General features: G+C 70.0%; 16 protein-coding genes. 7 read left to right on the forward strand and 9 right to left on the reverse strand.

The genetic code is table 11. The features are described from left to right. Positions 1 to 9: 9 nt before the first annotated feature. Positions 10 to 2,556: a glycoside hydrolase family 2 protein gene (locus DEJ19_RS06985; protein WP_111234184.1), complete on the reverse strand. Its 2,547-nt coding sequence runs from the start codon at positions 2,554 to 2,556 to the stop codon at positions 10 to 12. Between the two features lie 116 nt (positions 2,557 to 2,672). Here DEJ19_RS06985 and DEJ19_RS06990 point away from each other — a divergent pair, with 116 nt between their 5' ends. From DEJ19_RS06990 to DEJ19_RS07015, 6 genes are read left to right on the forward strand one after another with little or no spacing between them, the layout of a single operon-like run. Beyond that, positions 2,673 to 4,358 carry an ABC transporter substrate-binding protein gene (locus tag DEJ19_RS06990; RefSeq protein WP_111234185.1) on the forward strand — a complete coding sequence of 562 codons (1,686 nt, stop codon included), beginning with the start codon at positions 2,673 to 2,675 and terminating at the stop codon, positions 4,356 to 4,358. A gap of 34 nt (positions 4,359 to 4,392) precedes the next feature. Next, the gene (locus DEJ19_RS06995; protein ID WP_071247140.1) at positions 4,393 to 5,382 is read left to right on the forward strand and encodes an ABC transporter permease; all 990 of its coding nucleotides are present in this window, start codon (positions 4,393 to 4,395) and stop codon (positions 5,380 to 5,382) included. A gap of 14 nt (positions 5,383 to 5,396) precedes the next feature. Continuing rightward, positions 5,397 to 6,437 carry an ABC transporter permease gene (locus DEJ19_RS07000; protein WP_111023919.1) on the forward strand — a complete coding sequence of 347 codons (1,041 nt, stop codon included), beginning with the start codon at positions 5,397 to 5,399 and terminating at the stop codon, positions 6,435 to 6,437. Then, entirely contained in the window at positions 6,434 to 7,390 is a 957-nt protein-coding gene (locus tag DEJ19_RS07005) for an ABC transporter ATP-binding protein (RefSeq protein ID WP_051596654.1), read from the forward strand. Before DEJ19_RS07000 ends, DEJ19_RS07005 begins: the two co-directional genes overlap by 4 nt. Next, positions 7,387 to 8,280: an ABC transporter ATP-binding protein gene (locus tag DEJ19_RS07010; protein WP_110865154.1), complete on the forward strand. Its 894-nt coding sequence runs from the start codon at positions 7,387 to 7,389 to the stop codon at positions 8,278 to 8,280. The genes DEJ19_RS07005 and DEJ19_RS07010 overlap by 4 nt, the downstream gene beginning before the upstream one ends. Beyond that, complete coding sequence (locus tag DEJ19_RS07015; RefSeq protein ID WP_111234186.1) at positions 8,277 to 10,415, forward strand: glycoside hydrolase family 36 protein; 2,139 nt, start codon at positions 8,277 to 8,279, stop codon at positions 10,413 to 10,415. The genes DEJ19_RS07010 and DEJ19_RS07015 overlap by 4 nt, the downstream gene beginning before the upstream one ends. Before the next feature lie 209 nt (positions 10,416 to 10,624). Here DEJ19_RS07015 and DEJ19_RS07020 read toward each other — a convergent pair whose 3' ends face one another. The 6 genes from DEJ19_RS07020 to DEJ19_RS07045 form a co-directional block, all read right to left on the reverse strand. Further along, complete coding sequence (locus DEJ19_RS07020) at positions 10,625 to 11,044, reverse strand: tripartite tricarboxylate transporter TctB family protein (protein WP_110865152.1); 420 nt, start codon at positions 11,042 to 11,044, stop codon at positions 10,625 to 10,627. 105 nt (positions 11,045 to 11,149) lie between these two features. Continuing rightward, positions 11,150 to 11,782 (reverse strand): response regulator transcription factor, encoded by a 633-nt coding sequence (locus DEJ19_RS07025; RefSeq protein WP_111234187.1) that lies wholly within the window; start codon positions 11,780 to 11,782, stop codon positions 11,150 to 11,152. Then, complete coding sequence (locus DEJ19_RS07030; protein ID WP_181441634.1) at positions 11,779 to 12,981, reverse strand: sensor histidine kinase; 1,203 nt, start codon at positions 12,979 to 12,981, stop codon at positions 11,779 to 11,781. The genes DEJ19_RS07025 and DEJ19_RS07030 overlap by 4 nt, the downstream gene beginning before the upstream one ends. Positions 12,982 to 13,010: 29 nt before the next feature. After that, a complete protein-coding gene (locus tag DEJ19_RS07035) occupies positions 13,011 to 13,808 on the reverse strand; it encodes an ABC transporter permease (protein ID WP_111234189.1) in 798 nt (265 codons plus the stop codon). Next, positions 13,805 to 14,644, reverse strand: a complete 840-nt coding sequence (locus DEJ19_RS07040; RefSeq protein ID WP_181441635.1) for an ABC transporter ATP-binding protein — start codon at positions 14,642 to 14,644, stop codon at positions 13,805 to 13,807. Before DEJ19_RS07040 ends, DEJ19_RS07035 begins: the two co-directional genes overlap by 4 nt. Before the next feature lie 164 nt (positions 14,645 to 14,808). Next, complete coding sequence (locus tag DEJ19_RS07045; RefSeq protein WP_111100944.1) at positions 14,809 to 15,381, reverse strand: hypothetical protein; 573 nt, start codon at positions 15,379 to 15,381, stop codon at positions 14,809 to 14,811. 139 nt (positions 15,382 to 15,520) lie between these two features. On the opposite strand from DEJ19_RS07045, the gene DEJ19_RS07050 reads away from it, so the two are divergent. After that, positions 15,521 to 16,453, forward strand: coding sequence for an NADP-dependent oxidoreductase (locus tag DEJ19_RS07050; protein WP_111234191.1), 933 nt, complete (start codon positions 15,521 to 15,523; stop codon positions 16,451 to 16,453). A 35-nt stretch (positions 16,454 to 16,488) separates the two neighbouring features. Here the strand turns inward: DEJ19_RS07050 and DEJ19_RS07055 are convergent, their stop codons facing one another. Next, positions 16,489 to 16,992, reverse strand: coding sequence for an HNH endonuclease (locus DEJ19_RS07055; protein ID WP_220035349.1), 504 nt, complete (start codon positions 16,990 to 16,992; stop codon positions 16,489 to 16,491). A gap of 459 nt (positions 16,993 to 17,451) precedes the next feature. Further along, positions 17,452 to 17,976, reverse strand: coding sequence for a hypothetical protein (locus tag DEJ19_RS07060; RefSeq protein ID WP_111234192.1), 525 nt, complete (start codon positions 17,974 to 17,976; stop codon positions 17,452 to 17,454). Positions 17,977 to 18,104 lie beyond the last annotated feature (128 nt).

The raw sequence follows: 18,104 nt of genomic DNA on the forward strand, positions 1-18,104 counted from the left end.
GCGCCCGAGTCAGGGCAGGAGCGAACCCGCGTGGCGGAGGACGAGCGGGTGGACGAGCTCCTGTGCAGCGATGCCCGGCGCACCCGTCACCGTGAAGGTCACCGACTCGCCGGGGAGCAGGGACACCAGGCCGTCGTCGACTCGGGCGGCCGCATCCACGCGGTCGGGGAACAGCGAGACGTCGCGCGCGTACGCGGTCGCCGTCACGGTGACCGTTGCGCCGTCCTCCGTCGCCGACACCACCGTGGACAGGGGCGAGGGCTCGAGTGCCTGGTCGACGACCTCGGCGAAGTCGTGCACGGTGCGGGTGCCGGCTCCCGTGACGACGAGGACCTCGGAACCGGGGTCGCCCGGCACCGCGAGCGACGACGGCAGCTGCACCCGGTCGGCATCGGCGGGAGCGGCCGCGAGCATGAACGACGACGACTCGAGCACGGTGCCGTCGAAGGCCACGCGGGAGACCGTGACCTCGTCGGCGACCGGCGCCCCGGACGCGTCGACGAGGACGACGTCGAGACCTCCGTCGTCGTCGCCCTGGCCACCGGACGACGGCTGGACGGTGAGCAGCACGGGCTGGTAGGCCTGCCGGACGGCGTACCAGACGGGCTTCCGGATGCCGGCGTGGTCGACGAGGGCCCACGACACCACGGGCCAGTCGTCGTTGAGCTGCCAGACGATCATGCCGGTGTTGTCGGGCGTGCGGGAGCGGAACCACTCCATGCCGAAGCGGATCGCATGCGCCTGGTTGAGCTGCGCGGCGAAGTGCCAGTCCTCGATGGAGGTCGGCTCGGGCAGGTGCCCGCGCATGCCGTCGGCGAGCTTCCGGTTGCCCTGGTCGGCCTTCTGGTGCACGAGCATCTCGTGGCCGTCCGGGTCGAGGGGCTCGTCGTGCACCACCGCGGTCAGGGTCGACCACGCCGGCGGACCTTGGAACCCGAACTCGGCGACGAACCGCGGCTCCCAGTCGGCGTAGGCGCGGTAGTCGAGGCGGTTCCAGACGTCCCAGATGTGCACGCTGCCGTTCCGCTGGTCGTTCGGCGTCAGGTACTCGTCGAACGAGAACGGGCTGCCCGGCGTGTACGGCCGGGTCGGGTCCAGCTCGGCGACGACCGACGGCAGCAGGGAACGGTAGTAGCCGTTGCCCCAGGTCCGGCCGACGAGCGACGGCCGCCAGCCCCACTCGGCGTAGGCGACGAGGTTCTCGTTGTTGCCGTTCCACACCACGAGTGACGGGTGCAGGCTGAGGCGGGTGACGGCCTCGCGGACCTCGGGCTCGACCTCGTCGGCGAGCCAGGGCTCCTCGGCGTAGGCGGCACAGGCGAACAGGAAGTCCTGCCACACCAGGACGCCGAGCTCGTCGCACCGGTCGTAGAGGTCGTCGGACTCGTAGATGCCGCCGCCCCAGATGCGGAGCAGGTTCATGTTCGCGTCGATCGCGTCCTGGATCCGGTCCGCGTAGCGCTCGGGCGTCATCTCGGTCAGGTAGGCGTGGTCGGGGATCCAGTTCGCCCCGCGCACCATGACCGGACGGCCGTTGACGCGGAGCAGGAACGGCGCGCCGCCGGCGTCGGCGGCGGTGTCGAGGGTGACCGTGCGGAAGCCGACGCGGCCGGTCCACACGTCGTCGCCGACCTCGACCCGGACGTCGTACAGCGGCTGGTCGCCCTCGCCGCGGGGCCACCAGACGGCGACGTCGGGGACCTCGAGGCGGACGGTCGCGGCGCCGTCGACGACGGGACGTGCGCCGACGACCCGGCCGGCGGTGTCGGATACCGTGTGTCCTGCGGACGCGGGGTGCGGGGCCAGGGTGATCCGGGCCTCCAGGCCGGTGCCCGCGGAACCGTCCGCGGACGCGACGGGCGCGCTGCCGATGGCCTGCGAGAAGGAGCCGGTGGAGCCGGCGTGCTCGACGTCGACGTGGGCCGTCAGCACCCCGGTGGTGCCGTCGAGGTCGACGAGCGGGCGGACGGCCGCGATGCGGACGCCGCTCCAGGACTCGATGCCGATCGACTTCCAGATGCCGCTCGTGGCGACGTCGACGCCCCAGTCCCACCCGAAGTTCGACGCGTTCTTGCGGAGTGCGTTGTAGGGGTGGTGGTTGACGTGCGGCAGCTCGCCGCCGTGCAGGGCGGACAGGCGCTCGGCTGCGGGGACGGGCGCGTCGAACGTGACGACGAGCTCGTTCGTGCCCGGTCGGAGCAGGTGCCCGACGGGGAACCGGTGCGAGCGGTGCTGGTTGGCGGTGGTCGCGACGACGATGCCGTTGAGCTCGATCGTGGCGAGGGTGTCGAGGCCCTCGGCGACGAGGTCGTGGCGGGTCTCGTCCGGCGCGGTCCACTCGAACGTGCGGCGGTAGCGCCAGACGGTGTCGCCGATCCACTGCGTGGCGGCCTCGCCGTCACCGTCGAACGGGTCGGGGATCCGGCCGGCCCGCAGCAGGTCGGTGTGCACGCAGCCGGGGACCTGTGCCTCGACCGGTTCGCGGTGCTCCGCCGACTGCTCGGGCCCGGTCACCGCCTCGAGGGTCCACGTGCCGTCCAGGGTGGTCCGCTCCATTGCGTCTCCTCATCGTTACGGGGCCGTGACCCGACCCCTTGACCGCCTTAGTTTACGCGTGTAACAATCACGCTCACAACGTGGACCCTGCGACGACGCAGACCGAGAGGACAACGATGTTCAACCCAACCCGTTCACGGCTCGCCATCGGCGGCGCCGTTCTCCTCGCAGCCGGCCTCGCGCTCAGCGGCTGCAGCTCCAGCGGCACCGCCAGCACGAACGACGCCGCTGCCTCGACCCTGGTGGCGTACACCGGCCAGTCCGGCGACTACCAGATCAACTTCAACCCGTGGTCGCCGTCCAACATCGGCGGCGTCGGCACGATCTACGAGTCGCTCTTCTTCATCACCAACGTCAACACGAAGGACCCGAAGCCGCTGCTCGGCAAGTCCTACGAGTGGAACGACGACGGCACGCAGCTCGCCATCACGCTGCGCGACGGAGCCACCTGGAGCGACGGCGAGCCCTTCACCTCGAAGGACGTCGTGTTCACGCTCGACATGCTCAAGAAGCAGAAGGCCCTGAACTCGATCGGCTACGACGGCACCGCGAAGGCCGACGGCGACGACAAGGTGGTCGTCTCGTTCGACAAGCCGTCGTTCGTGCTCGGCCCGAACCTGCTCGGCAAGACCTGGATCGTGCCCGAGCACCTGTGGAAGGACATCGACCCGACCACCGACGTCGTGCGCGAGCCCGTCGGCACCGGCCCGTACACGCTCGGCACCTTCAAGGCGCAGGCGTTCACCCTCGAGGCGAACAAGAAGTACTGGGACGGCGCCCCGGCCGTGAAGACCATCCGCTACCTGTCGCTCTCCGGCAACACCGCCGGCGCCGACGCACTGAAGCAGGGGTCGATCGACTGGCAGACCGGCCCGGTGCCGAACATGGACGACATCCCCGCCAACTACAACGGCTACGACGGCATCACCGTCGGCCAGAACCAGATGGCCCTGCTGACCTGCGCGAACACCGACCTGGGCTGCGCCGGCCCGCAGACCGACCCGGCCGTCCGCCACGCGATCGCCGATGCCATCAACCGCAAGCAGCTCAACTCGCTGGCGTTCGAGAACACCGCGAGCGAGATCTCGCCGACCTTCGCGCTCACCACGACGCAGAAGGACACCATCTCGAAGGACATCGAGCCCGCCGTGATGCCGGAGACCGCCGACACCGACGCAGCCGCCTCGACCCTCGAGGACGCCGGGTGGAAGAAGGGCTCCGACGGCATCTACGCCAAGGACGGCAAGAAGCTGTCGCTCACGGTCGAGGTCGTCACCGGGTGGACCGACTACATCACCGCGATCGACACGATGACGCAGCAGCTCAAGGCCGCGGGCATCGAGCTCAAGGCGCAGCAGTCGTCGTGGAACGAGTGGACCGACAAGAAGACCAAGGGCAACTTCGAGCTCGCGATCGACTCGCTCGGCCAGGGCCCGACGGCGAACCCGTACTACCTGTACAACAACTACTTCACGACGGCGAACACCGCGAAGGTCGGTGAAGCGGCCCCGATGAACATCTCGCGGTACAGCAACCCCGACGTCGACAAGGCCATCGCGAAGCTCGCCACGATCAACCCCGAGGACACCGCGGCGACCCAGCCCGAGCTCGACACGATCCAGGAGCACATCGTCGAGGACCTGCCCTACATCCCCGTGATGACCGGCGGCACGACGAGCGAGTTCCACGCGGCGAAGTTCACCGGTTGGCCGACGGACGACGACCTGTACGCGTTCCCGGCGGTCTGGGCGAGCCCGGACAACGCCGAGATCTTCAAGGCGCTCAAGCCGGCGAAGGGCTGACACCGATGGGATCGCGACCGAGGGGCACTCGACGATGACCTACTTCCTGCGCAAGATCGGCTTCTACGTCGTCGCACTGTGGGCGGCCCTGACGCTGAACTTCATCATCCCCAGGCTCCTACCCGGCAACCCGGTGGACATCCTGCTCGCCAAGCTCCAGCAGCGCGGCGGGCAGGTGACCCCGGCGACCCGGGAGGCGTACGAGCTGCTCCTCGGTGGCGATTCCTCGGAGCCGCTCATCTCCCAGTACGGCCACTACCTGGTCAACGTGTTCCGCGGTGACCTCGGCGTGTCCGTCAGTTACTTCCCGGCACCCGTCACCGAGGTGATCGGCAGTTCGCTGCCGTGGACCATCGCCCTGGTCGGGATCGCCACCATCGTGGCCGCGATCATCGGCGTCGGCCTCGGGGCCTTCGTCGGGTGGCGGCCCGGCACCTGGCTCGACTCGTTCGTGCCGGCCACCACCCTGCTCGCCGCGGTGCCGTACTTCTGGCTCGCGCTGATCCTGGTGTACTTCTTCGCCACCGGGCTCCACCTGTTCCCGGCGCAGGGCGGCTACGACGTCATCCTGACGCCCGGGTTCAACTGGGACTTCATCGTCTCGGCGGTGCAGTACGGAGTGCTGCCGGCGGTGACGATCGTGCTCGCGTCGCTCGGCGGCTGGCTGCTCGGCATGCGCAACATGATGGTGTCGACGCTGTCCGAGGACTACATCACCACCGCGCAGGCGAAGGGCCTGTCCGACGGCAAGATCCTGCGGAACTACGCCGCCCGGAACGCCGTGCTGCCGTCCGTCGCCGGGTTCGCGATCTCCCTCGGGTTCATCGTGTCCGGCTCCGTCGTCACCGAGCAGGTGTTCTCGTACCCGGGCATCGGGTCGAAGCTGCTGTCCGCGGTGACGAACAACGACTACGCGCTCATGCAGGGCATCTTCCTGTTCATCACCCTGGCGGTCCTCGGCGCGAACCTCGTCGTCGACCTGCTGTACGGACTGATCGACCCGCGCACGCGGGCCCGGAGCTAGGGGAGGAGACGACCATGACCAACATCCAGCAGGAGACCGAGCCCACCATCGGCGCACTGACCGAGGAGGCCGACAGCACCACGTCGATCGCCACCCGGCGCGCGTCGAAGGGCGGCATCCGTCGGTTCCTCCCCACCCTCACCCCCTGGCTCGTCACGGGCATCGCGCTCGTCGCCGGCGTCACGCTGTTCGGGGTGATCGGACCGCTGCTCGTCGGCGACCCGACCACCATCCGCGACACCGGGCTGCAGGGACCGAGCGGCTCGAACGTCCTCGGCACCACCCAGACCGGTCAGGACGTCCTGGCGCAGCTCGCCTTCGCCACCCGGGGCAGCCTGCAGATCGGGCTCATCGTCGGCGTCCTCGCCACGGTGCTGTCCGCGTTCTTCGGCATCCTCGGCGCCTACCTGGGCGGGATCATGGACGAGGCGTTCTCGCTGTTCTCGAACGTGTTCCTCGTCATCCCCGGCCTGCCGCTCGTCATCGTCATCTCCGGCCTGGTGCCGCGTGAGGCCCGCGGGCTCTGGACGATCGCGGTCGTCCTGGCAATCACGTCGTGGGCCGGGTCCGCCCGGGTGCTGCGGGCGCAGACGATGTCGATCCGCAACCGCGACTACGTGTCCGCCGCCCGCGTCGCCGGCGAACGGCCCTGGCGGGTCATCGCCGTCGAGATCCTGCCGAACCTGCTGCCGGTGCTCGCGTCGCAGTTCGTGTTCGCGGTGATCGCGGCGATCCTCGGGGAGGCGGGGCTGTCGTTCCTCGGGCTCGGGGCGTCGAACTCGTCGACGCTCGGCACGATGCTCTTCTACGCCCAGAACGGCTTCGCGCTGGCGAACGGCGCCTGGTGGTGGTTCGTGCCGCCGGGCCTGCTCATCGCCCTGCTCGGCATGGGCCTGTCCCTGGTGAACTTCTCGATCGACGAGGTCATCAACCCGCGACTCGCGAACGTGCGTGCGCAGCGACGGCGCGACCGTCGTGCGAAGCGTGCGGCCCGCTCGGGAGGCCCGGCGCGCGTCGCCACCGCCGGTCACGACACGAAGGGGGTCGCCCGATGAGCGCCACCGACACCGCACGACCGGTCACCTCCGACGCCACGGGCGACGGCCGCCGGCCGGCCGTGCTGACCATCGACCACCTCGACGTCGTCTACGAGACCGAGCACCCCGTGCACGCCGTCAAGGACGTCTCGCTCACCCTGGCACCCGGCGAGATCCTCGGGCTCGCGGGGGAGTCGGGCTGCGGCAAGACGACCCTGGCGTACGCCATCACCCGGCTGCACCGGCCGCCGGCGAAGGTCACGTCGGGCAGCATCACGTTCCACGACCGGGACGGCACCGACGTCGACCTGCTCGGCCTGCCGCACGAGCAGCTCCGGGCCGTGCGGTGGTCGAAGCTGTCGATGGTGTTCCAGGGGGCGATGAACGCGCTCAACCCGGTCACCACGATCCGCGCCCAGCTCGACGACGCCCTGGTCGAACACCGCAAGGGCCTGCCCCGCAAGGAACGACGGGCCATCGCCGAGGACGCCCTGCGCCGCGTCGGCGTCGACCCGTCCCGCATCACCGCGTACCCGCACGAACTGTCGGGCGGCATGCGGCAGCGCGTGATGATCGCGATGGCGATGCTGCTCGAACCGCAGATCATGATCATGGACGAGCCCACCACCGCGCTCGACGTCGTGGTGCAGCGGGAGATCCTGCGCGAGATCGTCCGACTGCGCGACGAGCTCGGGTTCGCCGTCGTGTTCATCACGCACGACCTGCCACTGCTGCTCGAGATCAGCGACCGGATCGCGATCATGCTCCGCGGCGAGGTCGTCGAGTGCGACCGAGCCAGCGTGATCCAGCACGACCCGCAGCACCCGTACACGCGGAAGCTGCTGCAGTCGTTCCCGAGCCTGTCCGGAGCCCGCGGCGCGTTCATCCGCACCGGGGTCGAGGACGGCGCCGAACCCGAGACCGACACCCGGGCCGTCGTGGTCCAGGCAGCACAGGAGACGGACCGATGACCAGTGTGACCGTCAGCCACCTCGGCAAGGACTTCCACACCCGCAAGGGTCTGAAGCGCACCACCCTGCGGGCCGTCGACGACGTGTCGTTCGACCTGCTGCCCGGCCGGACCGTCGCGCTCGTGGGGGAGTCCGGTTCGGGCAAGTCCACCATCGCGCGGATGCTCGCCAAGCTCGAGACCCGGACGCGCGGCTCGATCGACGTGCGGCTCGAGGACGGCACCCCCGTCGAGGGCAGCATGTACCGGCGGCACGTGCAGATGGTGTTCCAGGACCCGTTCGCCTCGCTCAACCCGTTCCACTCGATCGAGCACCACATCGCCCGGCCGCTGCAGCTGCACCACCGGGCCCGCGGCGCCGACGAGACCGCCGACAAGGTGCGGGAACTGCTCGGCCGGGTGAACCTCGACGAGGACTTCGCGTCGCGGCGGCCGCACGAGCTCTCCGGCGGGCAGCGGCAGCGCGTCGCCATCGCCCGCGCACTCGCCCCGGGCGCCCAGGTGCTCATCGCCGACGAACCGGTGTCGATGCTCGACGTCTCGATCCGCCTGAGCGTGCTCAACCTGCTCGGTCGGCTGCAGCGCGAGGACGAGCTCGCCGTGCTCTACATCACGCACGACCTGGCGACCGCGCGGCACTTCTCCGACGAGATCCTCGTGCTCTACCGCGGCCGGGTCGTCGAGCGGGGACCGTCGGACGCCGTCATCCTCGACCCGCACCACGACTACACCCGGCTGCTCGCCGAGGCCGCCCCCGACCCGGAGCGCATCGAGCGCCGGATCACCGCGGGGCCGCCGCTCGACCGGACGAAGATCGACAACACCACCTGCTACGACCACACGGTCGGGGACTGGGTGTCGAGCGAGCCCGCACCGGTCGGGGCGCGATGAGCGACGGGTCGACGTTCGTCGACTGGGTCACCGACGGGTTCGCGGCACGGTTCCGGGTCGGTGCGGACCAGCCCGCGGCGCTCGTGTCGTTCGTGCCGGCCGGCGGAGCGTCGGCCGGCGGAGCGCTCGCCGGTGGCACGCTCGCTGACGGGCCGGACGACCCGCAACCGCTCGTCGAGCTGACGACGATCGGGCACGGTCGGTTCCCGGGCGGATTTCGGCACGTGGACTCCACGATCGGTGCGCGACTGCGCCCCGTGTCGCACCACGTGCACGACGACGGGACCGACCTGTGGTTCCGGATCGTGCAGGCGGACGCGGCCACGGGCCTCCAGGCCGAGTCGGTGTTCCGGGCGCGCGCCGGCGTGCCCGCGTTCCAGACGTGGACCGAGGTGTCGGCCGAGCACGGTGAGCACGTCATCGACTCCGTGTCGTCGTTCGCGACCGGGGCGTTCCTGACCGACTCGGGCGCCACCGTCGACGAGCTCGCCCTCGTGCACGCCGACAACGACTGGGCAGCGGAGAGCCGGTGGCGGACCGATCCGCTGCGATCGATCGGGCTCGCGCGCATCGACCGGGAGGCCCAGCACCACCCGCCCCGCAGCCGCGCCGTCGTGCAGAACCGCGGCTCGTGGTCGACCGGTGAGGCGCTGCCGATCGGGGTGCTGCGGGCGGAGGGCGCTGTGTCGCTTCCGTACGCACTCGTCTGGCAGGTCGAGCACAACGGGCCGTGGCTGTACGAGCTCGGCGAGACCCGGCGGCACGCGTACGTGCTGCTCAGCGGCCCCACCGACCAGGAACACCAGTGGACCACCGTCGTCACGCCGGAGCAGCCGTTCACCTCGGTGCCGGTGTCCGTCGGCATTGCCGGGTCGATCGACGACGCCTTCGGGGTGCTCACCCGGCAGCGTCGGGCGTTCCGGCACGTGCGGGAGGCCGACCGTGCCCTGCCCCTGGTGTTCAACGACTACATGAACACGCTCATGGGCGACCCGACCACCGAGAAGCTCCTGCCGCTGATCGACGCGGCCGCCGACGCCGGAGCGGACCTGTTCTGCATCGACGCCGGCTGGTACGCCGAGGGGCACTGGTGGGACACCGTCGGAGCGTGGGAAGAGGCCGCGTCGCGGTTCCCGGGCGGGCTGTCCATCGTGCTCGATCACATCCGTTCGCGCGGGATGCAGGCCGGGCTCTGGCTCGAGCCCGAGGTGATCGGGATCCACTCGCCGCTCGCGTCGTCGTTGCCGTCGTCCGCGTTCGTCGAGCACCACGGAGTCCGGGTCGCCGAGCACGGTCGGCACCTGCTCGACCTGCGCTCGCCGGAGGCCCGCGCACACCTGGACTCGGTCGTCGATCGGCTCGTCGGAGAGCTCGGCGTGACGTTCTTCAAGATGGACAACAACACCATGGCGGGGCCGTTCGCCGGGATGCTCGACCACGAGCGGGCGCTGCTCGACTGGCTCGACGCGGTGCAGGAGCGGTACCCGGCACTGCTCATCGAGAACTGCGCCTCGGGAGCGATGCGCGCCGACTGGGCCATGCTGTCCCGCCTGCACATGCAGTCGACGTCGGACCAGCAGGACCCGGTGTTGTCCGCCACGATCGCCGCCGCCGCTCCCGCTGCGATGCTGCCCGAACAGGCGGGGAACTGGGCGTACCCGGCGCCGACGATGGACCCGGAGCTGTTCACACTGTCGCTCGTGAACGGGGTGCTCGGGCGGATGTACCTGTCCGGGTACCTGAACGAGATGTCGTCGTCGCAGCGTGCGGTGGTCGGTGAGGCGATCGCTGCGCACCGGCAAGTTCTGGACGTCGTCGAGGCGTCAGCCCCGGTCTGGCCCCTCGGGCTGCCCGCCTGGGAGGACCCGTGGATCGCGCTCGGTCTGCACGCCGCCTCGGGCGACCTGTACCTGTCGGTGTGGTCGCTGCCCGGTGCGTCGGCGTCGGTGTCGTTGCCGCTGCCGGCGTTCGCCGGGCAGGCGGTGGTCGTCGAGCCGCTGTTCCCGACGGCACTCGGGTCGTGGTCCGTGGCGTGGGACGCCGCTTCGGGCTCGCTCGAGGTCACGAACGGCGGCGCGACCCCCACAGCGCGGGTGCTCCGCGTCCGGTCGCAGGAGGCGGACGCGGGGGCCTGAGCGAGCGCGCGTCGCGATGGCAGGGCGCGCGCTGGAGCGGACGGGAGGCACGGTGCGGGCAGGCACCGTGCCTCCCGTTCCGTCGGTGGTCGCGTCCACGGCGCGGGGGACGCGGGTTCGTGTCCGCGCGGTGACGGTTCTGGTTCAGGATCCTCGGGGATCGTGAACCAGAACCGTCACCGGCGCCGCAGGATGTCTGCTCCCCCGAATCACGCGGTTTCGAGAGCGGCCTTCCACATGTTCGCGCAGCGGTGACGGGCGGACTGCCACACGTAGAGCCAGACGCCGAACACGGTGAAGCCGACTGCGACGACGACCATGCTCGTCCCGAACGCCACCTTCCAGTTCTCCGAGGATGATCCGGCGGCCACCGTCAGCGCGATGGTGGTCATCAGGGCCAAAGCCGTGAGGGCGATGGCGAACATCGCGAGGATGCCGCCAGGGCCGGTCGCGGCATCAGCTCGTACGCGGTTCAGTACTCGGAGCACCGTCTCACCGTCACGGCGGTCGGCGTTGTGGAATGCGGACACGAGGTCCTGGGTCGGTGCTTCGCGACGTCGGTACGCACGGTCGAACTTCGCTTCATCGAAGCAGATCGGTGCCGGTGCGTTCTTGTCCTTGCGAGCCATCGGGGTCCGTTCCTGGTCGAGGTGATGAGCAGGCAGTGACCGGCTCATGAACTCCCATCGACCAGAGGCGTGAATTCGTAGGCGACTTCCGAAGTCGCTCGCAGGTCAGGGAAGGAGCTGGAGCTCCATCGCGCGGGTGACGGCGCGGGTGCGGTCGTTCACGCCGAGCTTCTCGAAGACGTGGCCGAGGTGGGTCTTCACGGTGGCCTCGCTCAGGAACAGCGCACGGCCGATCGCCGGGTTGCTGTTGCCCTGGGCGACGAGGCGCAGGACGTCGAGCTCGCGCGGGGTCAGCGACGGGCCGGCGGCGGCGGGGAGCGAGCCCGTCGCTCGGCGGACGAGTGCTGCGGCAGCCGAGGGGGCCAGCGCCGTCTCGCCCCGTGCGGTCGCCCGGACGCCGGCGAGGATCTCGGACTCCGGGGCGGCCTTGATCAGGTAGCCGGTGGCGCCGGCCTCGATGGCGGCGAGGATCTGGTCGTCGGACTCGTAGGTGGTCAGGATCAGGACGCGGACACCGGGTTCGGCAGCGAGGATCTCCGCGGTCGCCGCATCGCCGTCGAGCACGGGCATCCGGAGGTCCATGAGCACGACGTCGGGGCGTTCGGCCAGTGCCACCGTCACCGCGGCGCGGCCGTCGCTGGCCTGGCCGACGACCTCGATGTCGTCGGCGTCCTGCAGCAGGGCCACGATGCCCGACCGGACGATCGGGTGGTCGTCGGCGACCACGACGCGGATCACCGGGTCACCTCTGCCACGGGGTCACGATCGACGGCCGGGAGGCTCGGCTCGGGTCCGGTGGGCAGGCTCGCGTCGACGACGGTGCCCCGGCCCGGGGTGCTCGTGATCGTGCAGGCACCGCCAGAGAGCGCCAACCGTTCGTGGAGGCCCCGGAGACCGTGCCCGGCCGTCGGGACGCCGGTGTCGAATCCGACGCCGTCGTCGGTCACGCGGACGCCGACGTGATCGGGCGCGTGCCGCAGGACGACGCTGACGGAGCCGGCGTCGGCGTGCGCACGGATGTTCGCGAGGGACTCCTGGACGACCCGGAGCAGCACGACCTGGGCGTCACGGTCGAGCGGGCCGTCGGTCGCGTCGACGGTCACGGCTGTGCCGGTCTCACGGGTGTACCGCTCGGCCAGGCGGTGCAGGGCCCCGGCCAGACTGCCGCTCGTGGCACCGGCGACCCCGGCGGCGATGAGGGCGCGGGAGTCCTCGAGCGCCGCTCGTGCCGACTCCTCGAGGACCGCCAGCCGTTCGTCGAGCGCGGCACCGCGGTCGTTCGCCAGGTCCTTGCGGGCACGTTCGGTGAGCATGACGATGCCGGCGAGGTTCTGCGCGACGGTGTCGTGGATCTCGCGGGCCAGGCGCTCCCGTTCGCTCGCGACGCCCGCGCTGCGGTGGGCATCGGCCAGGGACTGCTGGGTGGCGCGGAGTTCGTCGAGGAGCTGGCGGCGCTCCTCGGACAGGCCGGCGACGCTCGAGATCCACACGCCCATCGCGCAGGCACCGATCACGCTGATGCCCTCGATGAGCAGGGTGCTGACGAGGGCGTCCGGGCCGCCGGAGACCTGCAGGCCGATGCCGCTCGCGACGCCGACCGCGACCGAGAGCAGGACGGCGGTGCGGACCCGTTCGGATTGCACCCAGACGAGCGGGAACGCGATGCACTGCACGAACGCGGTGCTCGGCACGACGGCGGGCAGCACCAGTGCGGCGACGAGGACCAGCGGCAGGAAGGCCGCGGCGGCACGGGGGCTGTCGTAGCCGCGGTGCCCGAACACGGCGTAGGCGACGACGAGCACCACGACCGCGGTGGACGCCGGCCAGCGGGCCGACCACGGCGACCACCCGAACACGGTGATCACGGCGGTGAGGAGCATCGTGCCCGCGAAGAAGACGTGCAACCACCGGTTGCGCATCCACGTCTCGCCGTTCATGTGCCCAGCATCCCACCAGCGGGGCGCCATCAGGCGTCCTTGCGGTTCCACCGGAACGTCAGCAGGCAGGCCACCGTGCCCAGGACCAGCCACGCTGCCAAGACGAGGGCTCCGAGGCCGAGGTGCCACGCGCCTCCCGGCTCACCCGACTCGAACGCGCCGGGCAGGAAGACGGACCGCATGCCGGACGCCATCCAGCGCAGGGGGAAGACGGACGCGACGTCCTGCAACCAGGTGGGGAGCTGCGTGAAGGGCAGGTAGACGCCGGAGATGAACTGCAGCACCAGCACGATCGGGACGATGGTGGCGGTGGCGCGCCGGCCCTCGCGGGGGAGCGCCGAGACCGCGATGCCGAGGACGCAGCTGGTGGCGATGCCGAGGACCATCACCCCCGCGAAGACACCCCACTTGCCCGCGTCGGTCGGCAGGTCGACGCCGAACACCAGGCTCGCGATCGCCAGCAGCAGGGCCGTCTGCACGAGCGTGGTGACGAGGACCATGCCGATCTTGCCGACGAAGTACGACAGGACCGGGAGCGGTGTGCCGCCGAGACGCTTCAGCGTGCCGTCGCTGCGCTCCGTGGCGATGTCGACGCCCAGGGACTGCGTGCCGGAGAGCAGGATGCCCGTCGCGACGAGGCCGGGCAGGTAGTAGGTGGCGTAGTCGACGCTGACGTCGGGACCGGCCTGGATGTCGGCGGCGCCGGAGAACGCCACCGAGAAGAGCGCCAGCATGATGATCGGGAACAGGAAGGTGAAGAAGACCGCGTCGGGAGCGCGGAAGTAGGTGCGGATCTCGTACGAGATGCGGCTGGTCGCTGTCTTCACTGCTGTCCCACCATGTCGAGGTAGACGTCCTCGAGGGACGGACGGATGACTTCGAGTTCGTGCATGGGTGTGGTGCTGCTGCGGATGAGCGCCGTCGGGTCGGTCGTGCGCTCGTCGTGGTGTCCGCCGTCGTCGTCACGCCAGCGGACCCGGGGCGTGCGGGCCTCGGCACCGCCGATCTCGTCGATGGGTGCGAGGTCGAGGAGCTTCCCGTCGGCGATGACCGCGGCACGGTCGGCGAGCTGGGCGGCTTCGTCGAGGTAGTGCGTGGTGAGCAGGATCGTCGTGCCCTCGTGCTGCACCTGGCGCAGGAGGTCCCAGAACTGCCGGCGGGCCTCGGGGTCGAAGCCCGTGGTCGGTTCGTCGAGGAACAGGACCTCGGGGCGGCCGATGATGCCGAGGGCGACGTCGACGCGGCGGCGCTGGCCACCAGAGAGGCGGCTGATGCGGGTGTTGCGCTGCGTCTCGAGCCCCGTCGCGGTGAGGAGCTCCTCGGTACTGCGGTGCTTCGGGTAGAGCGTCGCGAAGTGGTTGAGCTGCTCGGCGACGGTGACGTTCGGCGACTCCGCGCTGGTCTGCAGGACGATGCCGATGCGTGCGTTGTGGCTGCGGCTCGTCCGTGCGGGGTCGTGGCCGAGGACGCGGACTTCGCCGGCGGTGCGGGAGCGGTACCCCTCGAGGATCTCGACCGTCGTGGACTTGCCGGCACCGTTGGGGCCGAGGAGCGCGAAGGTCTCGCCGCGTTCGATCGTGAAGGAGACGTCGTCCACGGCACGTTTGCCGGTGGCGTACTGCTTGCCGAGGTGCTGGACCTCGATGGCGGGGGACTCGGGCATGGGTCCAGCTTCGCCGCCCGGTGGCCGTGGGGGATCGGCCGGGGCGGTGGTCTCGGCATCGTCCGATCGGGGGATGGTGCCGGCGGGGGAGGTGGTTCGGCTTCCGGCCGGTGACGGTTCTGGTTCGTGATCGACGGGGATCGTGAACCGGAACCGTCAACGGCTCAGTACTGCGGGCGGATCCAGTCCGTCGGTTGCACGAAGCGGGCGCGCGGCAGGACCTCGTCCGGCTCGGCGGTCCGCACGCTCGTGATGATCGTGTCCTCGCCGTACTCCGACAAGCGGCGGGCGATGCCGTCGCGTTCGTCGATCACCAGTGTCGCGCGGGTCGCCGGGTTCTCGCGGTGTTCGAAGGTCACCAGGATCGAGTGTTCGCCGATGTGCTGGACCAGGATCGGGTGGAAGCTCTCGGGGCCGCGGCCCCATCGGAGCATCAGGTCGGGCACGGCCATCCGGACGACGGGATCGGAGACCATGCTCCGGGCGAACGAGATCTCGTCCGGACCGTCGTCGGGGTCGTGCAGCACGCCCTCGCGGTAGGAGACCGGCTTGGCCCGCTGGCGCACGAGAGTCCAGGTCTGCGCGGCCTCGTCGATGTCGACGCGGAACTGCCAGTACTTCTGCCGGGACTCCTGGTGGACGCCCTCGAGGACGTACCGGGCGGGTCGACGGAGGGCGGCGAGCTCCTCGGCGATCGCAGGACCGTCAGACCGGGTGAGGAGTTCGTCGAGACGCACGGCGCCAGCATGGCGCACCACGTGCCGTGGACCGCACCCCCTGACGGGCGGGAGGCGCGGGGCGGGGTGGTGCCGGGCCTCCAGGCCGTGGGGTGGTCGCGTCAGGTTGCGTCAAGCAACGTGCGCGTAGACCGGGAGGATGCAGGTCGTCGGAGTCGAACAGTTCGGAGGGCCCGAGGCCCTCGCCGTCCACGAGGTGCCGGAGCCGCACGCCGGTGCGGGATCCGTGCGGATCCGGGTGCAGGCGTTCGCCGTGAACCCGACCGACACGGGGGTGCGTGCCGGGCAGCGGGACAGCTCGCAGGCCTCGCCGCCGTACGTGCCGGGGATGGACGCCGCCGGCGTCATCGACGAGGTCGGGCCCGACGTCACCGGATGGCAGGTCGGCGACGAGGTCATGGCGATGGCGCTGCCGCTCAGCGCCCACGGTGGCGCCTACGTGCAGGAGCTCGTCGCGCCGGTGGGGTCGTTCACGCGGATCCCTCGCGGGACGTCTCTTCCGCTCGCCTCCACAGTGCCGATGAACGGGCTGACGGCGTTGCAGATCCTGTCGCACGCCTCGCTCGCGCCGGGGCAGACGCTCGCCGTGACCGGGGCCGCGGGGCTGCTCGGGAACTACGTGGTGCAGCTTGCGAAGGCCGCCGGGCTGACGGTGATCGCGGATGCTGCTCCGGCGGACGAGGCTCTGGTCCGGTCGCTCGGGCCGGACCACGTGGTGCCGCGAGGTGCTTCCTTCGCCTCCGCTGTCCGTGACCTCGTACCGGACGGGGTCGATGCGCTCGCCGATGCTGCCGTGCAGCGCGACGAGGTCGTGGACGCCGTTCGCGACGGGGGAGTCTTCTTCGACGTGCGGGGGTGGCAGGGCAACGGGGCTCGGGGGATCGAGTTCGTGCAGGTGATGGTGTTCTCGGAGTACCGGTCGTTCGACAAGCTCGAGCAGCTGCGGCATGCGGTGGAGAGTGGGACGTTGACGCCGCGGGTCGCCGAGGTGCTGCCGGCTGCTCGGGCTGTGGAGGCGCATGAGCGGTTGGAGGCTGGGGGGACGCGGGGGCGGTTCGTGTTGACCTGGTGACCCTCACTGCTCACGCGACTTGAGCGAGTCCTCGTTCAGCCCAGTGCGACGCCCTTCCTGCGGTTGCACGGTCCGCAGAGCACTTGCAAGTTCTCCGGCTCGTTGCTGCCACCACGGGAGAACGGGATCACGTGGTCGAACTGGAGTTCCGACGTCGTCCCGCACCAGTTGCAGCGGCCACCGTCGCGGGCCCACACCAGCTCTTGAACGTCACGGGGAACTGCTCCGCGACGGCGTTGCACGGGCTCGGCCGGACTGTTCGCGATCGTGTGTGCACGCGCGATCGTGGCGGCTTGTCGGCGGTCCCGGGTCTCGAGGAGCGCGAAGACCTGCTCAGGCAGCAAGTTGTCGTTGTCCCAGAACCAACGGCCCCGGAACCACCAGTACTGGCGCTCCTTCACACGGCCGACCTTGACCGGCGTACGGTCAGATGAAGCGAAGACCTCGCTGATCTCGTCCTTCCGGAGCTTCGCGCCCACGTAGTAGGTCGAACGTCCAACGGTCAGTTCGACCCGGCCCTTGCGCGTGAACAGGTTCACACGGTGCCTCATCGACACGTTGTCGGCTCTGCGTAGCACGCGCTGGTCCCTTCGATCTGCCGCTGCTTTCCGCAGATCATCTTGGCGGGCTCCGACGGCCTCGGCTATCACCCTTTTGCGGAGGAGCGCCTCCGAACAACGCCAGCTCGCTTCTTCGCTAGGCGCTGCGCCGCAAGATGCTTGATGATGGCGACGACCGATGGACTGATGTCGCGCCAGATCCCGTTGACTGACGGAACGTCGGCCTTGCGCGGAGGAATCCGCTCGCAGAGTCGGACCCAGCCTTCGCCGGACTCAGAGGCCTCGCGCCGAGCCGTCGTGTCGACGATGAAGACGCCGGCGCGGCCGACGAAGACTACGACGATGTCGACCCGCAGGAGGGGTCCCGATCCTCGAGGATGACGTGCTGGGGACAGCTCTGCCGTTCCACGCAGGAGTGAAGTGTCGGGCGCTGTGTCGTCAGGTGCGCGACAGGCTGCCGCGAGCAGTTCGCGACCAGGCCACTCCCGAATTGTCACGGAACGTCAGTTCATCGACCCCGCGGCTGTCAGACGCAGTGAACGGACGCACCGGGTCGACGATCTCGCTGACAGGCTTCACGTAGTCCCACCGGAAGAATCGTCCGTCGGGCTTTCGCTGATCACGATTCGGGACGAAGTACTCACCCGGCGGAACACAGCGGAGCGTAGGAGTCTTCTCTGTGGTGAAACCGTGGCAGGTGACACGAACGTCGTACACCGGGTCATCAGAGGAATTGCGAACAACCACTCCGTAGATCGGCTCGCCGCCGTTCAGGATCTGCATCGCCGCCCACGAGCTGATCTGCGTGGCATGCAATCGGCGCGACACTTCCTTCGATTGCTCGTCGCGGGCAGACTCGATCACGTACAGCCGTTTCGCTTGTACCCCCGCGGCTACCGCGGCGATGAGCGCCCCTGCCGTTGCGAACGCGCTGACCCCGTCGAAGAAGATGCTCCACCCCATGAACGCAACCTACCGCTGTAACGCCCTTTGCAACATGGCCAAATCGGTGGGGTGCCCATCGACTGCGACACGCAATCGTCGATTGCACGGATCACACATGACCTGCAGGTTTCCGCGCTCGCTGTCCC

Origin of the sequence: Curtobacterium sp. MCSS17_016, from assembly GCF_003234255.2 — a bacterium.
Lineage (GTDB): Bacteria > Actinomycetota > Actinomycetes > Actinomycetales > Microbacteriaceae > Curtobacterium > Curtobacterium flaccumfaciens.

Excerpts from the sequence above, each read along its gene's own strand:
- DEJ19_RS06990 (WP_111234185.1), top strand. The coding sequence starts at position 2,673 with ATGTTCAACCCAACCCGTTCACGGCTCGCCATCGGCGGCGCCGTTCTC.
- DEJ19_RS07000 (WP_111023919.1), top strand. The coding sequence starts at position 5,397 with ATGACCAACATCCAGCAGGAGACCGAGCCCACCATCGGCGCACTGACC.
- DEJ19_RS06985 (WP_111234184.1), bottom strand. The coding sequence starts at position 2,556 with ATGGAGCGGACCACCCTGGACGGCACGTGGACCCTCGAGGCGGTGACC.
- DEJ19_RS07050 (WP_111234191.1), top strand. The coding sequence starts at position 15,521 with ATGCAGGTCGTCGGAGTCGAACAGTTCGGAGGGCCCGAGGCCCTCGCC.
- DEJ19_RS07030 (WP_181441634.1), bottom strand. The coding sequence starts at position 12,981 with ATGAACGGCGAGACGTGGATGCGCAACCGGTGGTTGCACGTCTTCTTC.
- DEJ19_RS06995 (WP_071247140.1), top strand. The coding sequence starts at position 4,393 with ATGACCTACTTCCTGCGCAAGATCGGCTTCTACGTCGTCGCACTGTGG.
- DEJ19_RS07020 (WP_110865152.1), bottom strand. The coding sequence starts at position 11,044 with ATGGCTCGCAAGGACAAGAACGCACCGGCACCGATCTGCTTCGATGAA.
- DEJ19_RS07010 (WP_110865154.1), top strand. The coding sequence starts at position 7,387 with ATGACCAGTGTGACCGTCAGCCACCTCGGCAAGGACTTCCACACCCGC.
- DEJ19_RS07040 (WP_181441635.1), bottom strand. The coding sequence starts at position 14,644 with ATGCCCGAGTCCCCCGCCATCGAGGTCCAGCACCTCGGCAAGCAGTAC.
- DEJ19_RS07005 (WP_051596654.1), top strand. The coding sequence starts at position 6,434 with ATGAGCGCCACCGACACCGCACGACCGGTCACCTCCGACGCCACGGGC.
- DEJ19_RS07015 (WP_111234186.1), top strand. The coding sequence starts at position 8,277 with ATGAGCGACGGGTCGACGTTCGTCGACTGGGTCACCGACGGGTTCGCG.
- DEJ19_RS07060 (WP_111234192.1), bottom strand. The coding sequence starts at position 17,976 with ATGGGGTGGAGCATCTTCTTCGACGGGGTCAGCGCGTTCGCAACGGCA.